General features: G+C 76.4%; 26 protein-coding genes. 6 read left to right on the top strand and 20 right to left on the bottom strand.

All coding sequences use genetic code 11. The features are described from left to right. Positions 1-2: 2 nt before the first annotated feature. Both ACR9E3_RS02745 and ACR9E3_RS02750 read left to right on the top strand, forming a co-directional pair. Positions 3-1,577 (top strand): FAD-dependent monooxygenase, encoded by a 1,575-nt coding sequence (locus tag ACR9E3_RS02745; RefSeq protein WP_460378259.1) that lies wholly within the window; start codon positions 3-5, stop codon positions 1,575-1,577. A gap of 50 nt (positions 1,578-1,627) precedes the next feature. Then, entirely contained in the window at positions 1,628-2,221 is a 594-nt protein-coding gene (locus ACR9E3_RS02750) for a proteasome activator (protein WP_460378261.1), read from the top strand. Positions 2,222-2,249: 28 nt separating this feature from the next. Here ACR9E3_RS02750 and ACR9E3_RS02755 read toward each other — a convergent pair whose 3' ends face one another. The 8 genes from ACR9E3_RS02755 to ACR9E3_RS02790 form a co-directional block, all read right to left on the bottom strand. Continuing rightward, on the bottom strand, positions 2,250-2,510 hold the full coding sequence (locus tag ACR9E3_RS02755) for an acyl carrier protein (protein WP_460378263.1): 261 nt from the start codon (positions 2,508-2,510) through the stop codon (positions 2,250-2,252). After that, positions 2,507-3,850, bottom strand: a complete 1,344-nt coding sequence (locus ACR9E3_RS02760) for a dihydrolipoamide acetyltransferase family protein (RefSeq protein WP_460378265.1) — start codon at positions 3,848-3,850, stop codon at positions 2,507-2,509. The genes ACR9E3_RS02755 and ACR9E3_RS02760 overlap by 4 nt, the downstream gene beginning before the upstream one ends. A gap of 3 nt (positions 3,851-3,853) precedes the next feature. Beyond that, positions 3,854-4,867: an alpha-ketoacid dehydrogenase subunit beta gene (locus tag ACR9E3_RS02765; RefSeq protein ID WP_460378266.1), complete on the bottom strand. Its 1,014-nt coding sequence runs from the start codon at positions 4,865-4,867 to the stop codon at positions 3,854-3,856. After that, positions 4,864-5,790 carry a pyruvate dehydrogenase (acetyl-transferring) E1 component subunit alpha gene (pdhA, locus tag ACR9E3_RS02770; protein WP_460378390.1) on the bottom strand — a complete coding sequence of 309 codons (927 nt, stop codon included), beginning with the start codon at positions 5,788-5,790 and terminating at the stop codon, positions 4,864-4,866. Before pdhA ends, ACR9E3_RS02765 begins: the two co-directional genes overlap by 4 nt. A gap of 38 nt (positions 5,791-5,828) precedes the next feature. After that, positions 5,829-7,613: an acetate--CoA ligase gene (gene acsA, locus ACR9E3_RS02775; protein ID WP_460378267.1), complete on the bottom strand. Its 1,785-nt coding sequence runs from the start codon at positions 7,611-7,613 to the stop codon at positions 5,829-5,831. A 286-nt stretch (positions 7,614-7,899) separates the two neighbouring features. After that, positions 7,900-8,124 carry a hypothetical protein gene (locus tag ACR9E3_RS02780; protein WP_460378268.1) on the bottom strand — a complete coding sequence of 75 codons (225 nt, stop codon included), beginning with the start codon at positions 8,122-8,124 and terminating at the stop codon, positions 7,900-7,902. 119 nt (positions 8,125-8,243) lie between these two features. Next, positions 8,244-8,636 carry an STAS domain-containing protein gene (locus ACR9E3_RS02785; protein ID WP_460378270.1) on the bottom strand — a complete coding sequence of 131 codons (393 nt, stop codon included), beginning with the start codon at positions 8,634-8,636 and terminating at the stop codon, positions 8,244-8,246. Positions 8,637-8,850: 214 nt separating this feature from the next. Further along, a complete protein-coding gene (locus tag ACR9E3_RS02790; protein ID WP_460378272.1) occupies positions 8,851-9,321 on the bottom strand; it encodes an Hsp20/alpha crystallin family protein in 471 nt (156 codons plus the stop codon). Between the two features lie 165 nt (positions 9,322-9,486). Here ACR9E3_RS02790 and ACR9E3_RS02795 point away from each other — a divergent pair, with 165 nt between their 5' ends. Continuing rightward, on the top strand, positions 9,487-10,764 hold the full coding sequence (locus tag ACR9E3_RS02795) for a hypothetical protein (protein ID WP_460378274.1): 1,278 nt from the start codon (positions 9,487-9,489) through the stop codon (positions 10,762-10,764). Positions 10,765-10,778: 14 nt separating this feature from the next. On the opposite strand, the gene ACR9E3_RS02800 is transcribed toward ACR9E3_RS02795, so the two are convergent. Genes ACR9E3_RS02800 through ACR9E3_RS02840 form a run of 9 tightly spaced genes read right to left on the bottom strand, consistent with a single transcriptional unit; the run spans position 10,779 to position 17,464 of the window. Further along, positions 10,779-11,132, bottom strand: coding sequence for a hypothetical protein (locus tag ACR9E3_RS02800; RefSeq protein WP_460378276.1), 354 nt, complete (start codon positions 11,130-11,132; stop codon positions 10,779-10,781). Beyond that, a complete protein-coding gene (locus ACR9E3_RS02805; RefSeq protein WP_460378278.1) occupies positions 11,129-11,929 on the bottom strand; it encodes an HPF/RaiA family ribosome-associated protein in 801 nt (266 codons plus the stop codon). Before ACR9E3_RS02805 ends, ACR9E3_RS02800 begins: the two co-directional genes overlap by 4 nt. Next, positions 11,926-12,627: a universal stress protein gene (locus ACR9E3_RS02810; protein ID WP_460378280.1), complete on the bottom strand. Its 702-nt coding sequence runs from the start codon at positions 12,625-12,627 to the stop codon at positions 11,926-11,928. The genes ACR9E3_RS02805 and ACR9E3_RS02810 overlap by 4 nt, the downstream gene beginning before the upstream one ends. Then, the gene (locus ACR9E3_RS02815) at positions 12,624-12,926 is read right to left on the bottom strand and encodes a dsRBD fold-containing protein (RefSeq protein WP_460378282.1); all 303 of its coding nucleotides are present in this window, start codon (positions 12,924-12,926) and stop codon (positions 12,624-12,626) included. Before ACR9E3_RS02815 ends, ACR9E3_RS02810 begins: the two co-directional genes overlap by 4 nt. Before the next feature lie 11 nt (positions 12,927-12,937). Next, positions 12,938-15,355 (bottom strand): phosphoenolpyruvate synthase, encoded by a 2,418-nt coding sequence (ppsA, locus tag ACR9E3_RS02820; protein WP_460378283.1) that lies wholly within the window; start codon positions 15,353-15,355, stop codon positions 12,938-12,940. Next, on the bottom strand, positions 15,352-15,783 hold the full coding sequence (locus tag ACR9E3_RS02825) for a SpoIIAA family protein (RefSeq protein ID WP_460378285.1): 432 nt from the start codon (positions 15,781-15,783) through the stop codon (positions 15,352-15,354). The genes ppsA and ACR9E3_RS02825 overlap by 4 nt, the downstream gene beginning before the upstream one ends. Before the next feature lie 28 nt (positions 15,784-15,811). Then, positions 15,812-16,306, bottom strand: coding sequence for a universal stress protein (locus ACR9E3_RS02830; RefSeq protein ID WP_460378287.1), 495 nt, complete (start codon positions 16,304-16,306; stop codon positions 15,812-15,814). A 29-nt stretch (positions 16,307-16,335) separates the two neighbouring features. Further along, a complete protein-coding gene (locus ACR9E3_RS02835; protein WP_460378288.1) occupies positions 16,336-17,130 on the bottom strand; it encodes a SpoIIAA family protein in 795 nt (264 codons plus the stop codon). Between the two features lie 25 nt (positions 17,131-17,155). After that, entirely contained in the window at positions 17,156-17,464 is a 309-nt protein-coding gene (locus ACR9E3_RS02840) for a hypothetical protein (protein WP_460378290.1), read from the bottom strand. A 154-nt stretch (positions 17,465-17,618) separates the two neighbouring features. Between ACR9E3_RS02840 and ACR9E3_RS02845 the strand changes: the two genes are divergently transcribed. After that, positions 17,619-17,930: a 2TM domain-containing protein gene (locus tag ACR9E3_RS02845; RefSeq protein ID WP_460378292.1), complete on the top strand. Its 312-nt coding sequence runs from the start codon at positions 17,619-17,621 to the stop codon at positions 17,928-17,930. Between the two features lie 6 nt (positions 17,931-17,936). Here the strand turns inward: ACR9E3_RS02845 and ACR9E3_RS02850 are convergent, their stop codons facing one another. After that, complete coding sequence (locus tag ACR9E3_RS02850; protein WP_460378294.1) at positions 17,937-18,131, bottom strand: hypothetical protein; 195 nt, start codon at positions 18,129-18,131, stop codon at positions 17,937-17,939. Positions 18,132-18,682: 551 nt separating this feature from the next. Here ACR9E3_RS02850 and ACR9E3_RS02855 point away from each other — a divergent pair. Further along, positions 18,683-19,213 (top strand): MarR family winged helix-turn-helix transcriptional regulator, encoded by a 531-nt coding sequence (locus ACR9E3_RS02855; RefSeq protein WP_460378296.1) that lies wholly within the window; start codon positions 18,683-18,685, stop codon positions 19,211-19,213. A gap of 5 nt (positions 19,214-19,218) precedes the next feature. Here ACR9E3_RS02855 and ACR9E3_RS02860 read toward each other — a convergent pair whose 3' ends face one another. Together ACR9E3_RS02860 and ACR9E3_RS02865 are read right to left on the bottom strand one after the other, a co-directional pair. Continuing rightward, positions 19,219-19,869, bottom strand: a complete 651-nt coding sequence (locus ACR9E3_RS02860) for a phosphoribosyltransferase (RefSeq protein WP_460378298.1) — start codon at positions 19,867-19,869, stop codon at positions 19,219-19,221. Then, entirely contained in the window at positions 19,856-21,205 is a 1,350-nt protein-coding gene (locus ACR9E3_RS02865; protein ID WP_460378299.1) for a phosphoribosyltransferase family protein, read from the bottom strand. Before ACR9E3_RS02865 ends, ACR9E3_RS02860 begins: the two co-directional genes overlap by 14 nt. A gap of 201 nt (positions 21,206-21,406) precedes the next feature. On the opposite strand from ACR9E3_RS02865, the gene ACR9E3_RS02870 reads away from it, so the two are divergent. Next, positions 21,407-22,180 (top strand): slipin family protein, encoded by a 774-nt coding sequence (locus ACR9E3_RS02870; RefSeq protein ID WP_460378301.1) that lies wholly within the window; start codon positions 21,407-21,409, stop codon positions 22,178-22,180. Positions 22,181-22,184: the final 4 nt, after the last annotated feature.

Here is a 22,184-nt window from a genome sequence, read left to right on the forward strand (position 1 = left end):
CCGTGTCCACCGACATCCTCGTCGCGGGCGCCGGACCGACCGGCCTGGCGCTGGCGCTGCACGCCCGGTCCCACGGCGCCCGGGTGCGCATCGTCGACCCGCGCACCGGCCGCCGGCCCTCCCGCGCCCTCGTCGTGCACCCGCGCACCCTCGAGCAGCTCCGCCCCCTCGGGGTGGTCGAGGCCCTGCGCGCGCGGTCGCTCGACGACCCCCGGGCGGTGCTGCACCTCGGCGATCGGACGGTGCGCGTGCGGCTCGAGGAGCTCGCCGTCTCCGGGGGGCCCTGCGGCCGGCCCCTGATGATCCGCCAGCAGGAGGTCGAGGACGTGCTCGCCGAGGCGCTCGACGGCCGCGGCGTCGCCGTCGAGCGCGGCGTCGCCCTCGACGGTCTCGATCCCGCCCCGGAGGATCGGGCCCGCGTGCGGCTCCGCGGCGCGGTCGACGACGGGGCGACGGAGAGCCGCTGGGTGGTCGGCTGTGACGGCGTCACGAGCACGGTGCGGTCGCTCGCCGGCATCGGGGAGGACGCCCGCCCCTACCGCCAGGAGATCCTGCTCGCCGACGTCGACCTCGCGACCGGTCTCGAGCCCGGCGCCGTCCACGTCGCCGCCGCCCGGGCGGGGGTGGTGTTCGCGTTCGGCCTCGGGGAGCAGGCCCCGTGGCGGCTGCTCGCGACACGCCCCGCGGCGCGCGCCGGCACCGCGGCGCCTCCGGGCCGCGCCGAGCTGCAGCACCACCTCGACGTCGCCGGTCTCGCGGCCCGGGTCGACGACGTCGCGTGGTCGGACCGCCTCCGTCTCGCCCGCCGGCAGGCACGCCACTTCCGGGCGGGTCCGGTGTTCCTGGCGGGCGACGCGGCCCACGGCCACTCCCCCGCCGGGGCCCAGGGCATGAACGTCGGCCTCCAGGACGCCGCCGCCCTCGGCTGGCGGCTCGCGTTCGCGGGAACCGCCCGCCGCCCCGGGGAGCTGCTCGATTCCTACGGTGCCGAGCGCGGCCGGGTCGCCCGCGCCTCGGCCGCCTGGACCGACGCCGTGTTCTGGGCCGAGTCGTCCCCGTCCGTCCTCGCGGGCGCGCTGCGCGGCGGCCTGGCGCCCCTCGCCGCGCCGGTCCTGCCCGCGCTGCTGCGCCGGCGCGGGCTCACCGCGCCGGCTCGGCACCTGGTCGCCGGCCTGTGGGTGCGTCACCGGGGCAGCGCCGTCTCGCGCGACGAGGCTCCCGGCCCCCGTGGCACCCGGCCCGGCGACCGGCTGCCGGACGCCGTGGTCGAGACCGAGCAGGGCCGCGTGGGGCTGGCGGCGCTGACCGCCACCCCGGCGGTCCACGTGCTGCTCGGCCGGGACGCGCCCGCTCCCCCGCCGCTCGGGCCGAGGGTCGCCGTCCACCGGCTGCGCGACCGCCCCGACGGCCTCCTCGTGGCGGTCCGCCCCGACGGCCACGTCGGCTTCCGGGGTCGCGACCCCGCCCGGCTGATGCAGTGGCTGGCCGACCTCGGCGCGCTGCCGGCCGGTGAGGTCGGTCCCGGCCCATCGGGGCCCTCCGCCCCTGGTCGACGCCCTCCGGCCGGCGAACCCTGAAACCCCGATCGCAGAGACCGCGAGCGGGACCCGGAGCTGGAGGAGACATGGTGGCGACGCGCCCGGACCACGAGGCCGACGAGGCGAGGGAGGCCGCGCCGGCCGCACCGTCGGCACCGTCGGCGGGCCCTGTCGTCCACGACACGCGGCGGTGGTCCCGGGACGGTGCCCCGGTACCGGCACCCCCGCCGGCGGCTCCCGTGGTCCCCGCGTCCGACGGCGCCGCGGCGGCGCCCGGCGCCGAGCGCGAGGTCACCGACGCCGGTCCCCTGCTGCGGATCGGCACGATGATCCGCAAGGTGCTCGAGGAGGTCCGGGACACGCCGCTCGACGACCGGGCGCGCGAGCGCGTCCGCGATCTCCGCAACCGTGCGGTCGACGAGCTCGCCACCCACCTCGGGCCCGAGCTGCGCGAGGAGCTGCGGGCCCTCGACGTGCCACTGCCCGACGCCGAGGTGCCGAGCGACGTCGAGCTGCGGATCGCGCAGGCGCAGCTCGTCGGGTGGCTGGAGGGGCTGTTCCAGGGCGCCCAGATGGCCTTCGCCGCCGAGCAGATGTCGCGGCAGTCGCAGCTCGAGCGGCTGCGGGCCGAGGCGGCCGGGCAGGGGGACGCCCGCGCGACGACGTCGGCCCCCTACCTCTGACCACCTCCGACCGCCTCGGACGCCGCCCCTATCCGGTGACCCCGGAGCCGGCGAGGAAGGCCGCGGCGGTGGCGACGGTCCGCAGGCGCGGGTAGTCGTCCTCGTCGATCCGCACGCGCGTGGCCCGGGCCAGGTCCTCGACGAACGCCAGGAAGTCCAGCGAGTCGAGCTCCAGGACGTCGCGGAAGTCGTCGCCGTCGCCGAGCGCGTCGAGATCCGGTCCCGGCGCGATCCGCGCGAGGCTGGACCGGACGAGCGCGCGGGCGGCGTCGGTGGCGGTGGGGCTCATGACCACTCCTCGAGGTCGTGCAGGACGTCGTCGATCGCGTGCAGGAACCGGCCGCCGACGACCCCGTCGGTGGCCCGGTGGTCGCCGGTGAGCGTCGCGGCGACGGTGGGGCGCACCCCGAGGAGGTCGCCCTCGGCCCACGGGCGACGCACGATCGCGCCGAATCCGACGAGCGCCACCTGGGGCGGGAAGATCCGCCCGTGGACGGCGTGCCCGCCGGTCTCACCGAGGTCGGTGACCGTGAGGGCGGCGTCGGCGGTGTCGGACGACCGGAGGCGCCCGGCACGAGCGCGGGCCACCACGTCGCGCAGGGCCGCCATGAGGTCGGGCAGGGCCAACCGATCCGCCGCCGGGATCGTGGGCACCAGCAGGCCCCCGCCGCGCAGGGAGACGATCACGCCCAGGTCGACGGCCGCGGCCGGTCGGAACGTGCCGTCGACCCAGGATCCGGCGAGCTCGGGGACCCGCCGCGCCGCGAGCGCCGCGGCGTGGAGCAGGAGCGCCGCCGGCACGATCCGGTCCGGGACCGCGGCCTTCCGGTTGGTCTCCCGCAGGCGATCCAGCGCCGCGCCGAGCTCGATGACGGCGTCGACGTGGTACTGGGGGATCTCCAGCGAGCGGGTCATCCGGGCGGCGATCACGTCCCGCATGCCCGCGGCGCGGGACCTCTCGGGGGCGGGACCGGGCTCGGGGGTGGGCTCGGGGGTGGGCTCGGGGATGGGCTCGGCGCCGTCGAGGACGTCCCGGGCCCGGACGACACCGTCCGGGCCGCCCGCGCGCAGCTCCTCCACCGGCAGACCCCGCTCGGCCGCGAGACGCCGCGCGTAGGGGGTGATCCTCGGCCGCGGCGGGCCCGCGGACGGGGCGGACACCGCGACGGGCTCCACGGGGACCGGGGCGTGCTCCCCCGACGCCGCCCGGACGTCGGCGCGCGTGACCCGCCCGCCGACGCCGGTGCCCGGCATGTCGTCGACGTCGAGCCCGGCCCGCTCGGCGAGGTGCCGCACCAGCGGGGTCGCCCGCGGTGGCTCGGCGGGCGGCGATGCCGGGACGGGCTCGGGGACGGGCTCGGGGACGGGCTCGGGCGCGCGCTCCGGGACGGCGCCGTCGGTGGCGATGACGGCGAGCGGCGTGCCCACCGGGACCGTCGCGCCGACGGGGACGATGATCCGCTCGACGACGCCGTCCTCGAAGCACTCGATGTCGACGACCGACTTCTCGGTGTCCACGGCGGCGATCAGGTCCCCGCGGTGCACGGGGTCCCCGGGCGCCACCGACCACTCGACCACCGTTCCCTCGTCCATGTCCGCGCCGAGCGAGGGCATCCGGAACTCGCCCACGGCTCAGCCCACCGTGCGGCGCGCGGCGGCCACGACGTCGTCCACGGCGGGGAGCGCCGCCCGCTCGAGGTGGGCCGCGTAGGGGACGGGGACCTCGGCGGTGCACACCCGCTCCGGGGGCGCGTCGAGGTCGTAGAAGGCCCGCTCGGCCACCCGGGCCGCGACCTCGGCCGCGAGGCTCCCGCTGCGCCAGCCCTCGTCGACGACCACGAGGCGGTGGGTGCGGCGCACCGAGGCGAGGACGGTGTCCTCGTCGAGCGGTCGCAGGGAGCGCAGGTCGACGACCTCGGCGCTCGTCCCCGCGGCCTCGAGTCGCTCGGCGGCCGCCAGCGCCGTGGGGAGCATGCCCCCGTAGGTCACCAGGGAGACGTCCGTGCCGGGACGTCGGACCGCCGCCCCGTCCAGGGCGACCGCCCCGGCGCCGGTCTCACCCCGGGAGCCGTAGAGGCCGGCGTGCTCGAAGAGCAGGACGGGGTCGGGGCACGCGAGGGCCGGCGCGAGCATGCCGCGGGCGTCGGTGACGGTCGCCGGGGCGATCACGCGCAGCCCGGGGATGTGGGCGTACCAGCCCTCGAGGCTGTGCGAGTGCTGCGCCGCGAGCTGCCGTCCGGCACCGGTCGTCATCCGGATGACCAGCGGCACGGCGAGCTGGCCGCCGGACATGTGCGACAGCGTCGCGGCGTTGTTGAGAATCTGGTCGAGGGCCAGCAGGCTGAAGTTGACCGTCATGATCTCGACGATCGGCCGGAGGCCGCCGAGCGCGGCCCCGATGCCGGCTCCGACGAACGCGGACTCCGACAGCGGGGTGTCGCGCACCCGCTCGGGTCCGAACTCCTCGAGCAGACCCAGGCTCACCGCGAAGCAGCCGCCGTAGCGGCCGACGTCCTCCCCCATGAGGAACACGCGCTCGTCGCGGTGCAGCGCCTCGCGCAGCGCCTCCCGCAGCGCCTCCCGATACGTGATCGGCCCCGCGCCGTCGGGGACAGCGGTCGCGGTCGCCGCCGCCTCGGTACTCACGGCGCTTCCGCGTACACGAAGCGCTCGAGGTCCTCGACCGGCTCGAGCGGGGCGGCCGCGGCGGCCGTCTCGGCCTCGGCGATCTCGGCGTCGACGTCGGCGACCAGCCCGCGCCAGCCCTCGTCGTCGAGGTCGCCCGCGGCGAGCATCCGGTCCCGCAGGCGGTCGACCGGGTCCTGCTCCTTCCACCGCGTCACCTCGGCGCGGTCACGGTAGCGGTCGGGGTCGTACATCGAGTGGGCGCGGAAGCGATAGGTGCGCAGCTCCAGGAAGCAGGGACCGGACCCGCCGCGGACGAGGGCGAGGGCGCGCTCGGCGGCATCGCGGACGGACTCGGGGTCCATGCCGTCGACGGCCCACGCGAGCATCCCGTAGCCCGCGGCACGCAGCGCGAGATCGGTCTGGGCGTGCTCGTGCTCGAGGGCCGTGCCCATCGCGTAGCGGTTGTTCTCACAGCAGAAGACCACGGGCAGGTGCCACAGCGCCGCGAGGTTGAGGCACTCGTGGAACTCGCCCTCGGCGACCGCGCCGTCGCCGAACAGGCAGGCGGTGACCACCGGCCGCTCCGCGAGGGCGTCGGCCAGGGCGAGGCCGACCGCCACCGGGAGTCCCCCGCCGACGATCGCGTTGCCGCCGTAGAACCGGTGGGAGGCGTCGAAGAGGTGCATCGAGCCGCCGCGGCCCCGGCTGCAGCCGGTCGCGCGGCCGAACATCTCGGCGAGGATCGCCGTCATCGGTACGCCGCGAGCCAGGGCGTGGCCGTGCTCGCGGTAGGTGGACACGACGGCGTCGTCCGTCGCGAGCGCGCCCACGAGCCCGACCGCGACGGCCTCCTCCCCGATGCACAGGTGCATGAAGCCGCGGATGCTCTCGCCGCTGTAGAGCTCGACGCAGCGTTCCTCGAAGCGCCGGACCCGCACCATCCCGCGCAGCAGGTCGAGCTGGTCGGCGCCGACGGTGCTCACGACGTCTCCACCGTCGACAGGTCGCCCTCGGGCAGGCCGAGCTCACGGGCCCGCAGGAGCCTGCGGAGGATCTTCCCGCTGCGGGTGTGGGGAAGGTGCGGGTCGACGACCAGTTCCTTGGGCGCGACGCTGCCGAGCCGTCGCCGGGCGAAGGCCAGCAGGTCGCCGTGCAGGGTGTCGTCCGGGGTCCACCCCGGCCGGAGCGTGACGAACGCCTTGACCAGCTCCCCGGCCACGGGGTCCGGCTTGCCGATCACCGCGGCCTCGGCCACGGCGGGGTGCGCCATGAGGACGCTCTCCACCTCGAACGGCCCGACGAGGTGGCCGGCGGTCTTGATCACGTCGTCGGCGCGGCCCGCGAACCAGTACCACCCGTCCGCGTCCCGCCGGACCACGTCACCGGTGAGGTACCAGCCGTCGGCGAACGACGCGGCGTACCGCTCCTCCTGGTGCAGGTAGCCCCGGAAGAGCGACGGCCACCCCACGCGCAGGGCCAGCTCCCCGTCGACGTCGGGGGTCGCGACCTCGCGGACGTGGCCGTCGGTGCGCAGCGCGCGTCCGTCGGGACCGCGCTCGAGCACCGTGGCCTCGATACCGGGCAGCGGTCGTCCCATCGACCCGGGGCGCACCTCCTCCGCCGCGAAGTTGCTGATCATGATCGCGCCGGTCTCGGTCTGCCACCAGTTGTCGTGCACCGGCGTCCCGAGGACGTCCGCCGACCATCGGACGACCTCGGCGTTGAGCGGCTCGCCGACGCTCGCCACGTGCCGCAGCGCCGAGAGGTCGTGGCGGGCCGCGGCCTCGGGACCGTGCCGGACGAGCATCCGCAGGGCCGTCGGTGCGGTGTACCAGACGGTGACGCGCTGGTCGGCGAGGATCTCGTACCAGCGGTCGGCATCGAACTCCTGCTCGTCGACCACGAGCGTCGCGCCGTGGGTCAGCGGGGCGACGATCCCGTAGGAGGTCCCCGTGACCCAGCCCGGGTCGGCCGTGCACCAGAAGACGTCGCCCGGCCCGAGGTCGAGCGCGGCCCGCGCGGTCGCGTGGTGGGCGACCACCGCGTCGTGCACGTGCACGGCCCCCTTCGGCGTGCCCGTGGTGCCGCTCGTGAAGTGCAGCAGCGCCACGTCCTCGGGATCGGTGGGCGGGATGGCGAAGTCGTCGTCGACGGCGGCGAGCGCGTTGCGCAGCGACGACAGGTCCTCCTCGCCGTCGTCGGGGAGGGCGGCGGGGTCGCCGCTGAGCAGCACGTGACGCAGGGCGGGCAGCTCGCTGCGGACGGGACGGACCCGGCGCTCGTACAGCCGCGACGTCGTCACGAGCACGTGGCCGGCGCCGAGACGCAGGCGCTGGGCCACCGGCTCCGGGCCGAAGGCGGAGAACAGCGGACAGAGCACGCATCCGGCCTTGAGCGTGCCGAGGGCCGCCACGTAGAGGTCGAGCGTGCGCGGCAGCAGGGTGTAGACGCGCTCGCCACGTCCCACGCCGAGCGCCCGGAGCACGTTCGCGAAGCGGTTGGTCCGCCGGCGCAGCTCCGCGTAGGTGACCTCGGTGCTGCCGTCCGGTCCGAGCACCCGCAGGGCCACCGCGTTGCCGCGGGTGGCCGCATGCCGGTCGACGGCCTCGTGCGCGATGTTGAGGCCACGGCCGTCCGGCAGCCCGCTCATCTCCGCGCGGGCCGCGGACCAGGAGAACGTGCGGCGCGCCCGGTCGTAGTCGGGCATCCGCGCACCGCGCCGGACCGCCGGGGGCTTCTCGATCCTGTCCGCCGTCTCGATCACACCGTGGAACCTGCCGCCCACCACGGGCCGGGCGTCAGGGACGAACGGCCTGATCGGTGGTGCCCCGGGTCCCGGCGGGCCGGCGCGGCGGCCGGGAGGCCGGGAGGCCGGGAGGCCGGGACCGTCGGCCGCCCTCGCGGGGGGAGGCGGGGCGACCGACGGTCCGGTTGCCGCCGGGGTCGGGATGAGCCCGACGACCTCATGACCCTACGGTCGCGCTCCGTGTCCGGACGATCAGCCGCCGGACGCAACTCCGCCCAAGGATCTCCTGCCCCGGACCGGCTCGTCAGGAGGACTCGAGGAGCCGTTGGCGGGCCAGCCGCTCGAGCAGTTCGGGGACGGCGCCGGGCGGGACGCCGTCGAGGTCGCCCCGGCAGCGGACCACCGTCGTCGCCACCAGGGCGCGCGAGCGACCGGGGAACTCCGAGACGAGACGACGGACGGTGCTGGCGACGGTCTCTCCGTCGGTCCCGGCATGCGACCTCGGACGGAGGGGGAGCTGGGTGGTCATCGCATCCTGTTCGTCGGGATCGGGGTCGGGATCGGGGACGAGCGGGCCGCCCGCGCCCGCGTCACCCTCGGTCGTGCGCGCCCTCCGTCGACAGGGCCGAACGTCCTGGGTACGCGCTGTCACTCGACGGACACGTTCTGCGCTCCGGCCAGTCCACGCCGCAGGACCCGCCGCACGGCGACCCGCGGGTGCTCGACGACGAGGACCCCGCCGTGCTCGCGGAGGTCGCGGGTACCGCTGAGCAGGGCGTCGCATCCCCGCAGACCGAGGAACTCCAGCTGCGCCAGATCGAGGCGGAAGGTCCGCCGGCAGGGCTCGCTGGCGGCGGCGAGGACCAGGGCCGCGCCACTGCTCGTGAAGAACGACAGCGCACCGCCGAGGTGCAGACGGCAGGGCGAACCCGGCCCACCGTCGACGAGCGCGGGCTCCACGACGAGCGGCACGCCCGAGGCGCGCACCTCCTCGACGCAGCTCCGGACGTGTGGGGCCGCGACGAGGTCGCTCTCGAACACGACCAGGACCTCGGTTCCCCGCATCTCGACGACGCCCCCGCCGTGACCCCCACCCCGCGGACCGGCCGCGACCTCCCCGGTCGCACCGGCCCTCTGCTGCCCCAGAGTCCCACTGTGCGGACGGCGGACAATCCGCCGCACCGTCCAGCGGTGTGCTCCGGAGCGACGATCCTCCGGACACGAACGGTCGACGTGTCCCGTTCGCGCGTCCGGGTCAGCCCTTCTCGATGGCGATCGTCGTGGGCTCGGCCGCCTTCTCGATCGCGGGCATGGGCACGCGGACGGTCAGGATCCCGTCCTTGTAGGACGCGCTGACGGCGTCGGGATCGACGCCCTCCGGCAGCGGCAGGCGGCGGGCGAAGGTGCCGTAGCGCAGCTCGTGCCGGTGGTAGCCCTTGTCCTCGGTGTCCTCGGTGACCTTGCGCTCCGCGCGCAGGTCGAGCATCCCGTCGGCGACGGTCAGGCTGAGGTCCTTCTCGGGGTCGATGCCCGGCATCTCGGCCTTGATGACCAGATCACCGTTCTCGCGGTACTCGTCGACCTTGATGATCTCCTCGGGCGCCTGCAGCCCCGGCTGGTCCCACGCGCGCACCGGGAAGGCACGCATCCAGTCGTCGAACATGCGGTCGAACTGCCGGAAGACCTCGCCCGAGGTCATGGGGCCCTGGCGTCGGATGATTGTCATGTTCTCCACCTCCGCCCCGACCGTCGGACGGTGCGCCGGAGGGCTCCAGGGACCAAGGGCCCGCGACCGGCCGGTATCCCGTCCCGGCCGTGACGGTGCGACCGGCGCTGCCGCGCCGCTCGGGGCCCCCCGAGGCTCGTCGTCAGCTGAGCGAGGGGGGACGCCGTGGATCTGGTCGACACCCCGGCCGCCGACGGCGCCGGGGCAGACACGTTCGTGATCGCGGGGCGGTATCGGCGGGGCCCCCTGCTGACCGCCGACCGCCGCCGCCGGGTCTACGACGGCTGGGACACGCGACTCCGCCGCGGCGTCGCGATCGTGCTCGTCACGCCCGCCGAGGGCGCGGACCCCGACCCCACGCTGCCGCCGTCGCCGGCGTCGCCGGTCCACCTGCACCGGCCCGGTCTCGTGGAGCTCTTCGACGGCGGGGTGCACCGAGGCGAGATCTTCCTGGTCTGCCAGCGCGTCCCGGGGACGACGCTCGCGCAGCGCCTCGCCCACCGGTTCACGGTCGCCGAGCTCGCCGAGCTCGCCCGACAGCTCGCCGGAACCCTCGCGGTCGTGCACCGCCACGGCTCCGCCCACGGAGCGCTGACGCCCGAGCGGATCCTGCTCGGCGGGTCACGCCCGATGATCGCCGAGTGCGGTGTCGCCGCCCTCGTCGAGCGGTGGTCCGGGCTCCCCGACGACAGCCGCTACCGCGCCCCCGAGCAGCGGGCCGGCGAGACCGGGCCCGCCGCCGACGTGTACGCCCTGGGACGGATCCTCCTCGACGCGCGCGTGCGGCCCCGCGCGCCGGGCACGGCGACCCTGCGCGCCCTGGGCGGCAGGATGACGGCGACCGATCCCCGGGAGCGACCGGGTGCCGTCGAGGTGGCCACGACGCTCACCGTCTGCCGGGACCGGGCGGCCGCCACCGGGACCGCGCGACCGCCCCGGCGGCTCGCCCGGACGGCCGCCGTGGCGGCCGTGGTGGGTGGTGTCGCGCTCGGTGCGTCGACCGCCCTGGCCGTGATGACGGATCTGGCCGCGCCGGCGTCCGGGGCCTCCGCCCTCGTCGCTCCGGGCGAGCCCGACGCCGCGACGCCGCCTGCGCCGCCGGTCCCGGGGCCGCGGGGGTCGAGCGCCCCGCGCCGCCCTGGCCCGGTCGACGAACCCGTCTCGGCGGTCGCCGTCCGCGCCCGTCCCCCGGCCGCCGTGACGACGGCGCGGGCTCCCGGGCACACCACCGCACCGGCGGAACCGGCATCGACGTCCGCATCGACGTCCGCATCGACGTCCCGGCCGACGGGCACCGCGTCGGCACGGCCGTCGAGCACGGCGTCCCACCGGCCCGCCACCCCCTCGACCACGCCCTCGGAGCCCTCGGAGCCCTCGGAGCCCTCGGCGGAGTCCGGGCCGAGCGAGGCCCCGGAGCCGTCCACCGACGACGCCGGGGCCTGAAGAACGCCCCCTCCTCACCGCGGCGGCGGGCGCCTCGTCCCGGAGAGATGGTGCAGGGTGGCCAGCATCCACAGCACGACGAGCAGCAGGACGAGGACCGACAGGGCGGCCCGGCTCCCGGTGGCGATGCCCGTGAGGGCCGCGAGCATCGCGACGAGGCCGAGGGCCGCCGGTGCCCGCAGGACGGTCGGGTTGCGCACCGGCTCGTGCCAGGTCCCGCCCACCAGCGCCGCGGCCAGACCCAGCGCCGTCATGACCACCGCGGTGCCGCGCGCGCCGTCCAGCGGTGCCAGGAACGCGGTCCCGAACACCCAGGCGGCGACGGCCAGCGCGACCAGCACGCCGGCCGCCACGTCCCGGACGGTCACGGCGAGGACCAGGACACGTCCCCGCCGATCTCCGCGTCCCCGTCCGCGCCGGTCTCCACGTCGACGAGGACCCCGCGTCCCCGGTGGTCGAGGTGGACGACCCGTGCGCGGTCGGCCTCGGTGTCGTGGAAGAAGAGGAAGGGCATGTCGGCGAGACGCAGGTGCTCGACGGCACGTTCCGGGGTGAGCGAGCGGGCGGCGTGGGGACTCGTGGTCACGTCGGGCGTGGCCGCGGCCGGACCGGACCCGTCGTCGACGGCGAGCCGGCGACCGGTCGGGCCGGCGCAGTAGACGACGGCCCGCCGCCCGGTCGTCCGCTCGACGAACAGGTGGAACGCCTCCGACCGGTCCTCCATGATCGCGGCGGCGTCGGCCGCGGAGGTCGGCACGGCCTGCACGACGTCGTGGCGGCCGATCGCGGTGTCCGGGTCCCCGGCGTCCGGGGCGCCACCGCGGTGGTGGTGCTGCCGACGGGAGTGGGCGTCGCCGATCTGGCGGGCCAGCCGGTCGATCAGCAGGTCGACCGCTTCCCGGGGCTCCTCGGCGACCGCGTGGACGTGCAACCGACGCCGGGCCACGTCGACGTGGGCGGCGGCGACCACCGGTCGCTCGCGCGCCGGGTCGTCGTGGCGCACGACGCGGACGCGCGCCGGGCCGATCGGGCGGACCCCGCGGTCGAGGGCACGCAGGATCTTGTCCCGGACGTAGGTCGCGAGGTCGCCCGCGATCGCTCCGCGGAGCTCGACGACCGGCGGTGGGACGCGGGTGGCCGGAACGGCCTCAGGAGTCGACGTCATGCCCGGGACGCTGAGCCGGTCGCCCGGCGCCCGGCAGGGCCGTTCGGCCCGATCGCCCCGGGGTCCGGCGTCCTGGCGGGCTCGGCGAGCAGGACCGGCACCCCGGCACGCCGCACGAGCCGGCCGGCGACGTCGCCGAGCAGCCGCGGGCCTAGACCGGTGCCCCGTCGGCCGACCACGATCACCGCCGCGTGCTGGGCCGCGGCGACGTCCCGCAGTGCGCGAGCCGGCTGTCCGCCGACGACCTCGAGGACCACGCGGTCGGCGACGCCGCCGGGACCGAACCACCCGGCCCGCTGGAGGAGCATCGCCCGCGCCCGCGCGCGCCGCTCGTCGTCGCTGCGATGGGCGGCTTCCGGGTCCACCACGGCGACGAGGACGACACGGGCCGTCCGGGCGTCGAACAGCGCCGCGGTCGACCGCACGGCCGCGTCCGCCCCGGGCGACCCGTCGACGCCGACGACGACCGTCGGTGCCCCGGTGTGCGGGACGGTGCCGTCGGTCGCGAGCACGGTCGTCGAGCGGTCCGCCCGCTCGGCGGCGACCGGGATGAACAGCGGGCCGAGCACCGCGCCCGCGACGTACCAGCGCCAGTCCCGGTAGCCCTGGCGGCCCAGCAGCACGAGCGCGGCCAGCACTCCCGCCGCGACCCAGATCCCGACGGCGAGCAGGGCCAGCGGGTCGATCCCGGTGGTCACGGGGTCGGGCCCGCCCCGAGGGCCGGGCGTCCGTAGGCGTTGGCGAAGGCGTCGTCGAAGGCGTGGTCGCCGAGCTGGTGCCCGAGCGCCACGAGCGCCCGGGCGGCGGCCGCCTCGCGCCCGATGATCCCGACGGCCGGGTGGTCCGGCCACCGCACGGCGCGTCCCTCGACCGCGAGCACCTCACCCCGGCCGAGGACGTCGTCCGGCGCGCTGTCCAGCACCGCCCGCGCCCAGGTCACCCCGCCGTCGTCGTCCTCGAAGGTGAGCGTGACCGTCCAGGTGCGTGTGGTCGTCATGCCCGCCACCGTCACCCGGCTCGCGGTCGGTCGGAGGGGGCGGACGGACCCGGCCGGGTGGCCGGAGGTCCTGGCGGCCCCCCGGCCCGCGCCGCGTCGAGCAGGACGCGACACTCGGCACGCCCGATCGCCGCCCGGACGGCACCGACGGCGTGCGGGTCGACCGACACCGCGCCGATCCCGGCCCGGACCAGCACCTCGGCGAACTCGGGACGGCGGGTCGGCGCCTGGCCGCACAGCGACGACGGCACGCCGTGCCGGCGGGCGGTGGCGAGGATCCGCTCGATGGCGTCGACGACGGCGGCGTCGCCCTCGTCGTAGACCTCGGCGCAGCGCTCGCTGTCGCGGTCCACCCCGAGCATCAGCTGGGTGAGGTCGTTGCTGCCGATCGAGACGCCGTCGATGCCGCAGCCGAGGTACTCGGGCAGGCGGAACACCACGGAGGGCACCTCGGCCGTCAGCCACCGCTGCAACCCGCGCCGGCGCCCGAGCGGGCTCGTGTCGATCAGCTCGAGACAGGCCTCGAGCTCCCAGCGTGTCCGGACGAACGGCAGCATCACGTGCAGGTTCGCCGAACGCTCGCGGACGCGCGCGAGCGCGCGCAGCTCGAGGGCGAACACCTCGGGTTCGCACAGGTACCGGTAGGCGCCCCGGAAGCCGATCATCGGGTTGTTCTCCACCGGTTCGTGGCGGTCACCTCCGCTCAGGCCCCGGAACTCGTTGCTCCGCAGGTCGGTGGTCCGGTAGATCACGGGACGCGGCGCGAAGGCCGCCGCGATCAGACCGACCGACGCGGCCACCCGGTCGACGAACTGCTCCTGCTCCCCGCGGGCCACGACCTCGCGGGGGTGGACGCCGTCGAGGGCCGAGGTCAGGAGGAACTCGGCGCGCAGGAGCCCGACGCCGTCCACCCCGGGCTGGACGGCGACCCGGGCGGCCGCCTCGGGCAGCGCGAGGTTGACGTGGACCTCGGTGCCCAGCGGCGTCACGTCGCCGGGCGAGGGCTCGGCGGGCGCGGTCGCGGGCTCGCGGACCGCGACCTCCGCCGGGGGCACGGTGGCGACGGCGGTGCCCGCGGCGGCGTCGCCGGTCCCACGGGCGGCGGTGACCTGCCCGGCGAACACCTCGCCGGTGCTGCCGTCGACGGTGACGACCCGGCCGTCGGTCAGCACCGTGGTGGCGCGGCGTGTGCCCACGACGCAGGGCACGCCGAGCTCACGGGCGGCGATCGCCGCGTGGCAGGTCGCGCCGCCGGTGTCGGTGACGATCGCCGCGGCGCGACGCAGGGTCGGCAGCCAGTCGGGGCTCGTCAGCGGGGCGACGAGCACCTCGCCGGGCCGCAGCGCGCCACCGTCGTCCGGGCTCCGGAGCACCCGGACGGGCCCGCTGACGCGCCCCGGGGTCGCGGGCAGCCCGCGGAGCAGGCGTCCACCCGCGGACGGTCCCGCGGGTCCGACGCCGACGCCCGTCGTGATCGGGCGAGCCTGCACCAGCCACAGACGTCCACCGGCGAGAGCCCACTCGACGTCCTGCGGGTGCCCGTAGTGCTCCTCGACGCGGCGCGCCAGGGCGGCGATCGCGAGCGCCTCGTCGGGCGCGAGGACCGGTGCGCCGCCCTGGGCGGGGTCGAGGGAGACGGTCGTGTCGGCGCCGTCGGGCCCGCGGACGACCTCGTGCGTCTGGGTCCCGACGTGCATCGAGCGCAGCTGCATGCTCGCGGCGTCGACCTCGTAGGTGTCGGGCTCGACCGTGCCGCCTACGACGACCTCGCCCTGCCCCAGCGCCGCCTCGACGAGCACCCGGTCGCGCTCGCCGGTCCGCGGGTCTGCCGTGAAGGCCACGCCGGCCCGCTCCGCGGGCACCATCGTCTGGACGACCACGGCGATCGCGGGCTCGCCGGCGCTGCCGCGGGCCGCCCGGTAGGCCACGACCCGGGCGCCGAACAGTGACGCCCAGCAGTCGACGATGCGCCCGAGCAGTTCGTCGGCGTCGCGGACGTTGGTGAACGAGGCGTTCATGCCGGCGAACGACGCCTGCGCGCCGTCCTCCCCCACCGCCGACGAGCGCACGGCGACGACGGGACGGCCGAGGTGCTCCCACGCGGCGCGGACGTGCTCGGCGAGCGCCCCGGGCATCCCCGCCGCCCGGACGCGGTCGCCGAGTGCCGCGCAGAGCCCCGGGAGCGTCTCGGGCGGGGCGGCGAGGGCGTCCTCGTGCCCGGCGGCGAGCGCGTCACGGATCCCCGCGGTGTCCATCGCCGCGCGGTAGGCCTCCGCCGGGAGCACGAAGCCGTCCGGGACGGGGAAACCCAGGGCGATCAGCTCGCCGAGGTGGGCGGCCTTGCCGCCGACCTCGTCGGCGTCGGTGGCCCGCAGCTCGGTCAGCGGCCGGACGCCGCCCGTCGTCGCTCGTTCGGTGGTGGCGCTCACCAGGAGGCGGGCGCCCGGCCCGCGGCCTCGTCGTGGGTCGCCCCCGAGGTCTGCGGCAGCGTCACGAGCCAGGCGACGGCGTCGTCGAAGGCGTCGTCGCCGAAGACGCGCATCGGGAAGGAGACGAGGAAGCTCGCCAGGTGGACGAACTCGTCGATCCACCCGATGTCGCTGACGAGCGCGTAGCCCTCGATGTAGCGCCACAGCCGGGGGTGCCGCATCCAGGCCTCGGTCTTGCCCCACACGGCGCCGGCGGTGAAGCCCTCGTACTCGGGCCCCAGCCGGAGCAGGATCCGCAGCCGGCGGCCCTCGCGTGCGGCCTCGTCGAGCACCGGCTCGATCGTGGCCGCGAAGTCGTCCGCCGTGATCGTCCCCACCGCGTCGAACGCCGCAATGCCGTCCGGGATGCCCGGGATCTTCTGCAACATGTCGTCTCTCCTGTGAACGGTGGGGCCGTCACCGGGCGGTGGCGGCCGCCTCGGGCGGCGGGCGCAGGGCGGCCCCGATCGCGGGGACCACCAGCACGGGGCAGGGCGCGTGCAGCAGGCAGGTCAGCCCGACCGAGCCGAGCGCGACGCTGGCGAGCCCGGCCCGGCCGCGGTGACCCACGACGAGCAGGTCCGCCTGGTGCGCCCGCTCGACGAGCACCTCGCCGGCGTGACCGGGGATCACCTCGACGTCCACGGGGACCGCGGCGAGGTCGGGCACGCCCGCCCGCACCTCGTCGACCCACTCGCGCGTGCGCTGCTCGCGCACTCGCCGGTCGTCCGGGGCGTGGACGTGCCCACCGGAGAAGTCGTCGGGCGTCAGCTCTCGGCGGTCCCAGGCCGAGACGGCCAGCACCCGCGCCCCGCGGCGTGCGGCCTCCAGCAGGGCCTCGCGCAGGGCGACCGCGCCGTGCGCGGTCCCGTCGACCCCGACCACGACGAGCGGCTCCTCCTCGTGCCCCATCCCGGTCTCCTCGTCGTCACCGGCGGCGGTCAGCCGGTCGTGCCCGCCGGCACCGCCTCATCCGGTGCGTGCTGCCCGGGCTCGTCCTCGGCGGCGGCCCAGGCGATCGCGGCGTCCAGGTCCGCGAAGGCGAAGTGGCGCACGGTCGGGTGCAGCGCGGCGTCGGCGACGCTCGCCCCGACGATGGGCACCGCGCCGTCGACGGCGAGGGCGAGCCGGCGGACCCGGCGCTGGTGGCCCGCCACGAGCCCGAGATGGCGCCACAGGGCGGGCAGGTTCTCCCAGCCGGGGATCCCGGGCGCGTGCAGGACGAGACCTCGCAGTTCGGAGGCTGTCCGGAGCTCGTCGTCGACAGCGGCCGCGAGGGCGTCGACGTCCGCGGTCCGGAGGGCACGGTCGATCTCGACCACGACGACGCCGGTGCCGGCGTAGGTCCGCGTCTGGATCCGCGGCCCCTCCTGGAACGCCAGCAGCCACGCGACGGCGTCCTCGCGCTCGTCGGTCCCGAACACCCGCAGCGGATACGGCACGGCGTAGGCGGCGATGCGGCACGCCGTGCGGAGCCAGGCCAGATCGGAGACGACCGCGCACGCGGCGAAGCGCCCGACGGCGCGCACCCCCAGCCGGAGGTCCTCCCACAGCGCGGGCGGTGTCAGACCGGTGTAGTCGTCGTCGATCTGGCACAGGACGCGGAGCCGCCGGTCCGCCCGCTCGGCGTCCTGCAGGATCGGCAGCACGACCGTGTCGTACTCACCGCGGGTCAGCACACCCCCGGCACGGACACCGTCGATCTCCGGCGGGACGTCGGTCATCCTCTCGAGCACGGCTCCTCCTCCGGTCCTCGGTGGGTCACGGTCGCGGCATCCCGCTGGGCCGGGGCTCCCAGTGGCGGAAGGCGGCGTAGCCGCACCCGGCCGCCACGGCGACCGGCCAGCTGAGCACCCCGGTCACAGCGAGGGCGCCGAGACCGAGGTAGATCGGCACCGGCCGCGGCAGACGGGAGCGGACGCCCCCGACGACGTCCGCTCCCCGGCGCATCCCCCGGACGAGGACATCGCCGACCCGGTCGAGGCCGTGCTGCCCCCGATCGACCGGGCTCGGGGTGTCCGCGGCCGCCGGCGCCGCCTCCCGCGGCACCACGGCGTGTTGCACCGTCATGGGAGAGGATCGTCGCGGCGTGGTCGCCGGGAGGTGAGGGCCGATGGTCCTTCCCCGCCGCGCCGGACGGGGTCCATGACCCGGACCGCGCGGCCCTCCCCCACCGCTCATCAGGGGCCTACCGTGCCCGGACGATCCGAGAGGAGGGTCCGCCATGACCACCGACGATCAGCGCATCTCCGAGCCCGCTCCGGCCGCGTCACCGCCGACCGAGGAGGAGCTGCGGCAGCGGGCGATCAGCCGGCTCAAGAAGCGGGCCGACTTCCGCACCCACGTGCTCGTCTACGTGCTGGTGAACACCGTGCTCGTCGTGATCTGGGCGGTCACCGGAGCACCCCTGTTCTGGCCGATCTTCCCGATCCTCGGGTGGGGCATCGGGCTGGCCGCCAACGCCTGGGACGTCTACCGGCCCGATCCCGTGACCGAGGAGCGCATCCAGCAGGAGATGGGGCGTCTCCGTTCCTGACCCGCGTCAGACGCCGTCGTCCGACGCCCCCGGGTGCTGCGGCGTGCAGACGTCACCGGCGTGCTCGAATCCGGCGACGACGGCGCCGTCCAGGCCCCGGATCACCAGCCGCCGGGCCGGCTGCTCCGGGCGCACCGGGAACCAGCAGCGCTCGCACAGCGGCGGGGTCGGCAGGCCCGGCCGTCGCTGCGGCCCGATCACGCCCGCACCCTCGGCGCCGCCACCGCGACCGGCGTCGAGGGGTGTCCCGCGGTGCGTTCCGCGTTCCCGTCCGCGGCGGATCGACCCAGCTCGGGGGCGGGGCACGCGCAGGGCCAGAGGCGGTCGTGGACCCATGCCCACGCGGCCCGGCCGCAGTGGGCGCAACCGATGCCGTGCATCTCCAGGAACATCCGACGGTCCCGTCGTCGAGAGAGTGGGAGCCGCCGGCGGTCTGGGGGGGCATGGCGACCACCGGCGGCCTGTCCCCGTCGATCGGGAAGGACCGCGCGGATCAATCGGGGCACCACCGACGCTAGGGACACGACCAGGGCGCGCACAGTCGCCACCCGCCGCATCTTCGCCGAGCAGTTCGACGACGGGATCATCCGGCCGTCGGACGATCTCGTCCGTCGTGGCCGCAGTGTGCGTTCCCCGGCAGCGACGGCACCAGGGACCTTGGTCCCGGGACGGCGAGGGCTCGTGCCCGTGGCGACATCCCGGAGGGCCGGCCTAGCGTGCGGGAGCCCGCGCCCTCGTCGAGAGACCACCCCATGCACGAGCTCGGCCGCCGCGTCCGCGAGCTGATCGTCGCCTCGGACAGCTACCGCCGGACCATGGCGGCCGGCGCCGGCCTGAGCACCACCGAGGCCGCCGTGCTGGGCCACCTCCTGCACGACGGGCCGCACTCGCCGTCGGTCCTCGCCGCACGCGCCGGGGTCTCGCCGGCGGCGGGGACGTCCCTGGTCGACCGGCTCGAACAGGCCGGGTACGTCGAGCGGGGGCCGCATCCCCGCGACCGGCGCCGGCTCCTCGTCGAGCTCACCCCCCGCGGCCACGCCGCCATCACGGCCATGTTCACGATGTTCACCGACGATCTCCGTCGCGCCGTGGAGCGCGCCGACCCGCGCCTGCGCGAGGACCCGGTACTCCGCACGGCGGTCACGGAGCTCATCAGCGCGATGGCGGCGGCGCTGCGTGTCCGGGCGGGCGACACCGGGGGCGTCCGCGCCGCGATCGACGCCGCGATCGACGCCGCGACGGCAGCGAGGAGCGAGCACGGCGTCGGGGACGAGCCCCGCTGAGCCGGTCAGGGGCCGGCGTCGTCGGGGACCGTGCGCCGCAGCAGCTCGGCCGCCTCCTCGTCGGGGATCTGACGGAAGTCCCGGTAGTACCCGCCCACCGCGAAGAGCTCGTCGGGTGTCTCGAGGCACACCAGCTCGTCCACCTCGCGGCGCACCCGTGCCGCCACGGCGGCCGGGCACACCGGGACCGCGAGCACGACCCGCGCGGCACCCTGGGCGCGCGCCACCCGGCACGCCGCGCGCGCCGTCGCGCCGGTCGCGACACCGTCGTCCACCAGGAGCGCTGTCCGGCCCGCGACGGAGCACCGCTCCCGGTCCGGCCGGAGGCGGCGGGCGCGCCGCTCGAGCTCGGCCCGGGCCCGGCGCTCGATCTCCGCGAGCTCGGGCTCCCCGACCAGCGCGCGGTCGATCACGACGTCGTTCCGCACGAGCACGCCGCCCTCGCCCACGGCGCCGAGCGCGAGCTCGGGCTGGAGGGGCACCCCGAGCTTGCGCACGAGGATGACGTCGAGCGGGGCACCGAGCGAGCGGGCCACCTCGGCGGCCACCGGGAACCCGCCCCGCGGCAGCGCTAGGACCACGACGTCCTCGTCGCGCAGGTGCTCGAGCGCCGCGGCGAGCCGCCGTCCGGCGTCGACGCGATCAGTGAACGGCATCGGGACCCCCGGGCGTCACCGCCACCGCCTCGGCGGCCGCGGTCAGGTACCGGGCGAACCAGTCACGGGCCAGCTCCGCGGCCCGGGTCGGCGCGCCCTCCCGGACGCGCTCCCCGTCGGCCCGCCCCGAGCCCATCACCACCCGCAGCCGACTGTCGTCCGGGAGCTCCTCGCGGGCCCGGCGGTTCAGCTCGGCGAGCACGGGGGTCCGGTCGCCGACGACGAGCAGGACGGGCACCGTGACGTGCGCGAGCCAGGCGGTGACGAGGTCGGGCCGGCCCTCACAGCAGACCACCGCCGCGACGTCGTCGCGGCGGGCCGCGGTGACGAGGGCGGCGGCCCCGGCGGTGCTCTCCGCGAGCAGGGCGACCGGGAGCCCGCGGCAGACGGGGCGCGCGTGCGCGTCGGCCACCACGGCACCGAGGCGCGCGGCGAGCAGGTCGACGTCGAAGACGTGCTCGCGCGCGATCTCCTCCTCGGTGGTGAGGAGATCGATCACGAGCGTCGCGAGGCCGGACTCGCGCAGGTAGCGCGCCGTCTCGCGATGACGCGGGTCGAAACGACTGCTCCCGCTCGCGTGGGCGGACACGACGAGCCCCTGGGCACCGACGGGCACGGTGAGGTAGCCCGGCAGACGCACCCGGTCCGTGTCGACCTCCACGGCGGCCGTCGGCTCGCCGTCGAGCGGCCGGGTGCTCGGCACGGGCCCGCCCCGGCGCAGCAGCTCGGCGATCTCCTCGACTCCGACCACGGGGAAGGAGGTGTAGACCTCGCCGACGGCGTGGAAGCGACGCAACGTCGTGAGCACCACGACCTCGTCGGCCACCGCCCGCAGCGCGGCCAGGGCGTCCCCGGAGCAGACCGGCGTCGCGAGCACGACCCGCGAGGCACCCCGGGCACGGGCGATCCGGCAGGCCACCCGGGCGGTGCTGCCACTGACGGCCCCGTCGTCGACGATCACAGCGACACGTCCGGCCAGGGGCTCGGGCGGCCGGACGGCCCGGTAGCGCCGGACGTCCTCGGCGAGCCGGCCGCGTTCCCGGCGTTCGATGTCGGCGAGCTCCGCCTCACCGGACGCGGTCGTGCGCAGGACGTCCTCGTCGAGCACCAGAGCGCCCTCCTCCCCGATCGCGCCCATCGTCACCCCGGGCTGGAAGGCCACCCCCAGACGGCGGGTGACGATGACGTCGAGCGGCGCCGCGAGGGCGCGGGCGACGACCGCGGCGACGGGGACGCCCCCGTGGGGCAGGCCGAGGACCACGACGTCCCGGGCAACCAGGTGAGCGAGGCGCCCGGCGAGCTGCCGTCCGGCGTCCTCGCGATCGTCGAAGATCATGGGTCGCTCCTCGGGTGCGCGTCCGGACGCTCGTGCGCCCCGAGGTTCGCGCCGACCCGCCGGCGGCTTCCAGGAGCGATGGACACCCGGTTCCGGGCCCTACGGCCCGGCCGCGAGGACGTGCGGCCCCTGGCCGGGAGCGGCGCCCGCTGTCCCACTGGGGGCGGCGGGCCCGGTCCCGGGCCCCGGTGGAGGTGCCAGATGAGCTTCTTGGGTATCGCGGTCGTGCGGCACTACGAGCGCGGCGTCGTGTTCCGTTTCGGCCGCCTGCACTCGACACGCGAGCCGGGCCTGCGCTTCATCATCCCGTTCGTCGACCGGATGAAGAAGGTGTCCCTGCGGACCGTGACGATGCCGATCGCCTCGCAACAGGTGATCACCCGCGACAACGTGTCGATCAACGTCGCCGCCGTCGCCTACTTCCGCCGCGTCGACCCGGTCGCGTGCATCATCGCCATCGAGAGCGTCCAGACCGCCATCGGCCAGATCGCCCAGACGACGGTGCGCAACGTGGTCGGCCGCTCCAGCCTCGACGACGTGCTGTCGAACACCGAGACCCTCAACGAGTCCATCAAGGAGATCCTCGACCGCATCACCGAGCGCTGGGGGGTGCTCGTCGAGCTGGTGGAGCTCAAGGACATCGAGCTGCCCCAGGCGATGCAGCGGGCGATGGCCCGTGAGGCCGAGGCCGAGCGCGAGAAGCGCGGGAAGGTGATCGCCGCCGAGGGCGAGGCGCTCAGCGCCGGCAAGCTCGCGGAGGCGGCGGACGTCATCGCCGCCCACCCGATCTCGCTGCAGCTGCGCAACCTGCAGGTGCTCTCGGAGATCGCCATCGAGCGGAACTCCACGATCGTCTTCCCGGCGCAGTTCCTCGACAGCGTCCGCGATCTCGGGTCGTTCGTGGCCCGGGAGGCCGCGCCCGCCGCCCCACCGGTGGTCGGGGCGGCCGTGAACGGCGCGCCCGTCGGCGGCTGAGCCC

Source organism: Actinomycetospora sp. C-140 (assembly GCF_054796175.1).

Excerpts from the sequence above, each read along its gene's own strand:
- ACR9E3_RS02780 (WP_460378268.1), bottom strand. The coding sequence starts at position 8,124 with ATGACCACCCAGCTCCCCCTCCGTCCGAGGTCGCATGCCGGGACCGAC.
- ACR9E3_RS02840 (WP_460378290.1), bottom strand. The coding sequence starts at position 17,464 with ATGACGGTGCAACACGCCGTGGTGCCGCGGGAGGCGGCGCCGGCGGCC.
- ACR9E3_RS02855 (WP_460378296.1), top strand. The coding sequence starts at position 18,683 with ATGCACGAGCTCGGCCGCCGCGTCCGCGAGCTGATCGTCGCCTCGGAC.
- ACR9E3_RS02865 (WP_460378299.1), bottom strand. The coding sequence starts at position 21,205 with ATGATCTTCGACGATCGCGAGGACGCCGGACGGCAGCTCGCCGGGCGC.
- ACR9E3_RS02845 (WP_460378292.1), top strand. The coding sequence starts at position 17,619 with ATGACCACCGACGATCAGCGCATCTCCGAGCCCGCTCCGGCCGCGTCA.
- pdhA (WP_460378390.1), bottom strand. The coding sequence starts at position 5,790 with ATGGTGCGGGTCCGGCGCTTCGAGGAACGCTGCGTCGAGCTCTACAGC.
- ACR9E3_RS02825 (WP_460378285.1), bottom strand. The coding sequence starts at position 15,783 with ATGTTGCAGAAGATCCCGGGCATCCCGGACGGCATTGCGGCGTTCGAC.
- ACR9E3_RS02815 (WP_460378282.1), bottom strand. The coding sequence starts at position 12,926 with ATGACGACCACACGCACCTGGACGGTCACGCTCACCTTCGAGGACGAC.
- ACR9E3_RS02755 (WP_460378263.1), bottom strand. The coding sequence starts at position 2,510 with ATGAGCCCCACCGCCACCGACGCCGCCCGCGCGCTCGTCCGGTCCAGC.
- ACR9E3_RS02860 (WP_460378298.1), bottom strand. The coding sequence starts at position 19,869 with ATGCCGTTCACTGATCGCGTCGACGCCGGACGGCGGCTCGCCGCGGCG.
- ACR9E3_RS02870 (WP_460378301.1), top strand. The coding sequence starts at position 21,407 with ATGAGCTTCTTGGGTATCGCGGTCGTGCGGCACTACGAGCGCGGCGTC.
- ACR9E3_RS02805 (WP_460378278.1), bottom strand. The coding sequence starts at position 11,929 with ATGACGTCGACTCCTGAGGCCGTTCCGGCCACCCGCGTCCCACCGCCG.
- ACR9E3_RS02790 (WP_460378272.1), bottom strand. The coding sequence starts at position 9,321 with ATGACAATCATCCGACGCCAGGGCCCCATGACCTCGGGCGAGGTCTTC.
- ACR9E3_RS02830 (WP_460378287.1), bottom strand. The coding sequence starts at position 16,306 with ATGGGGCACGAGGAGGAGCCGCTCGTCGTGGTCGGGGTCGACGGGACC.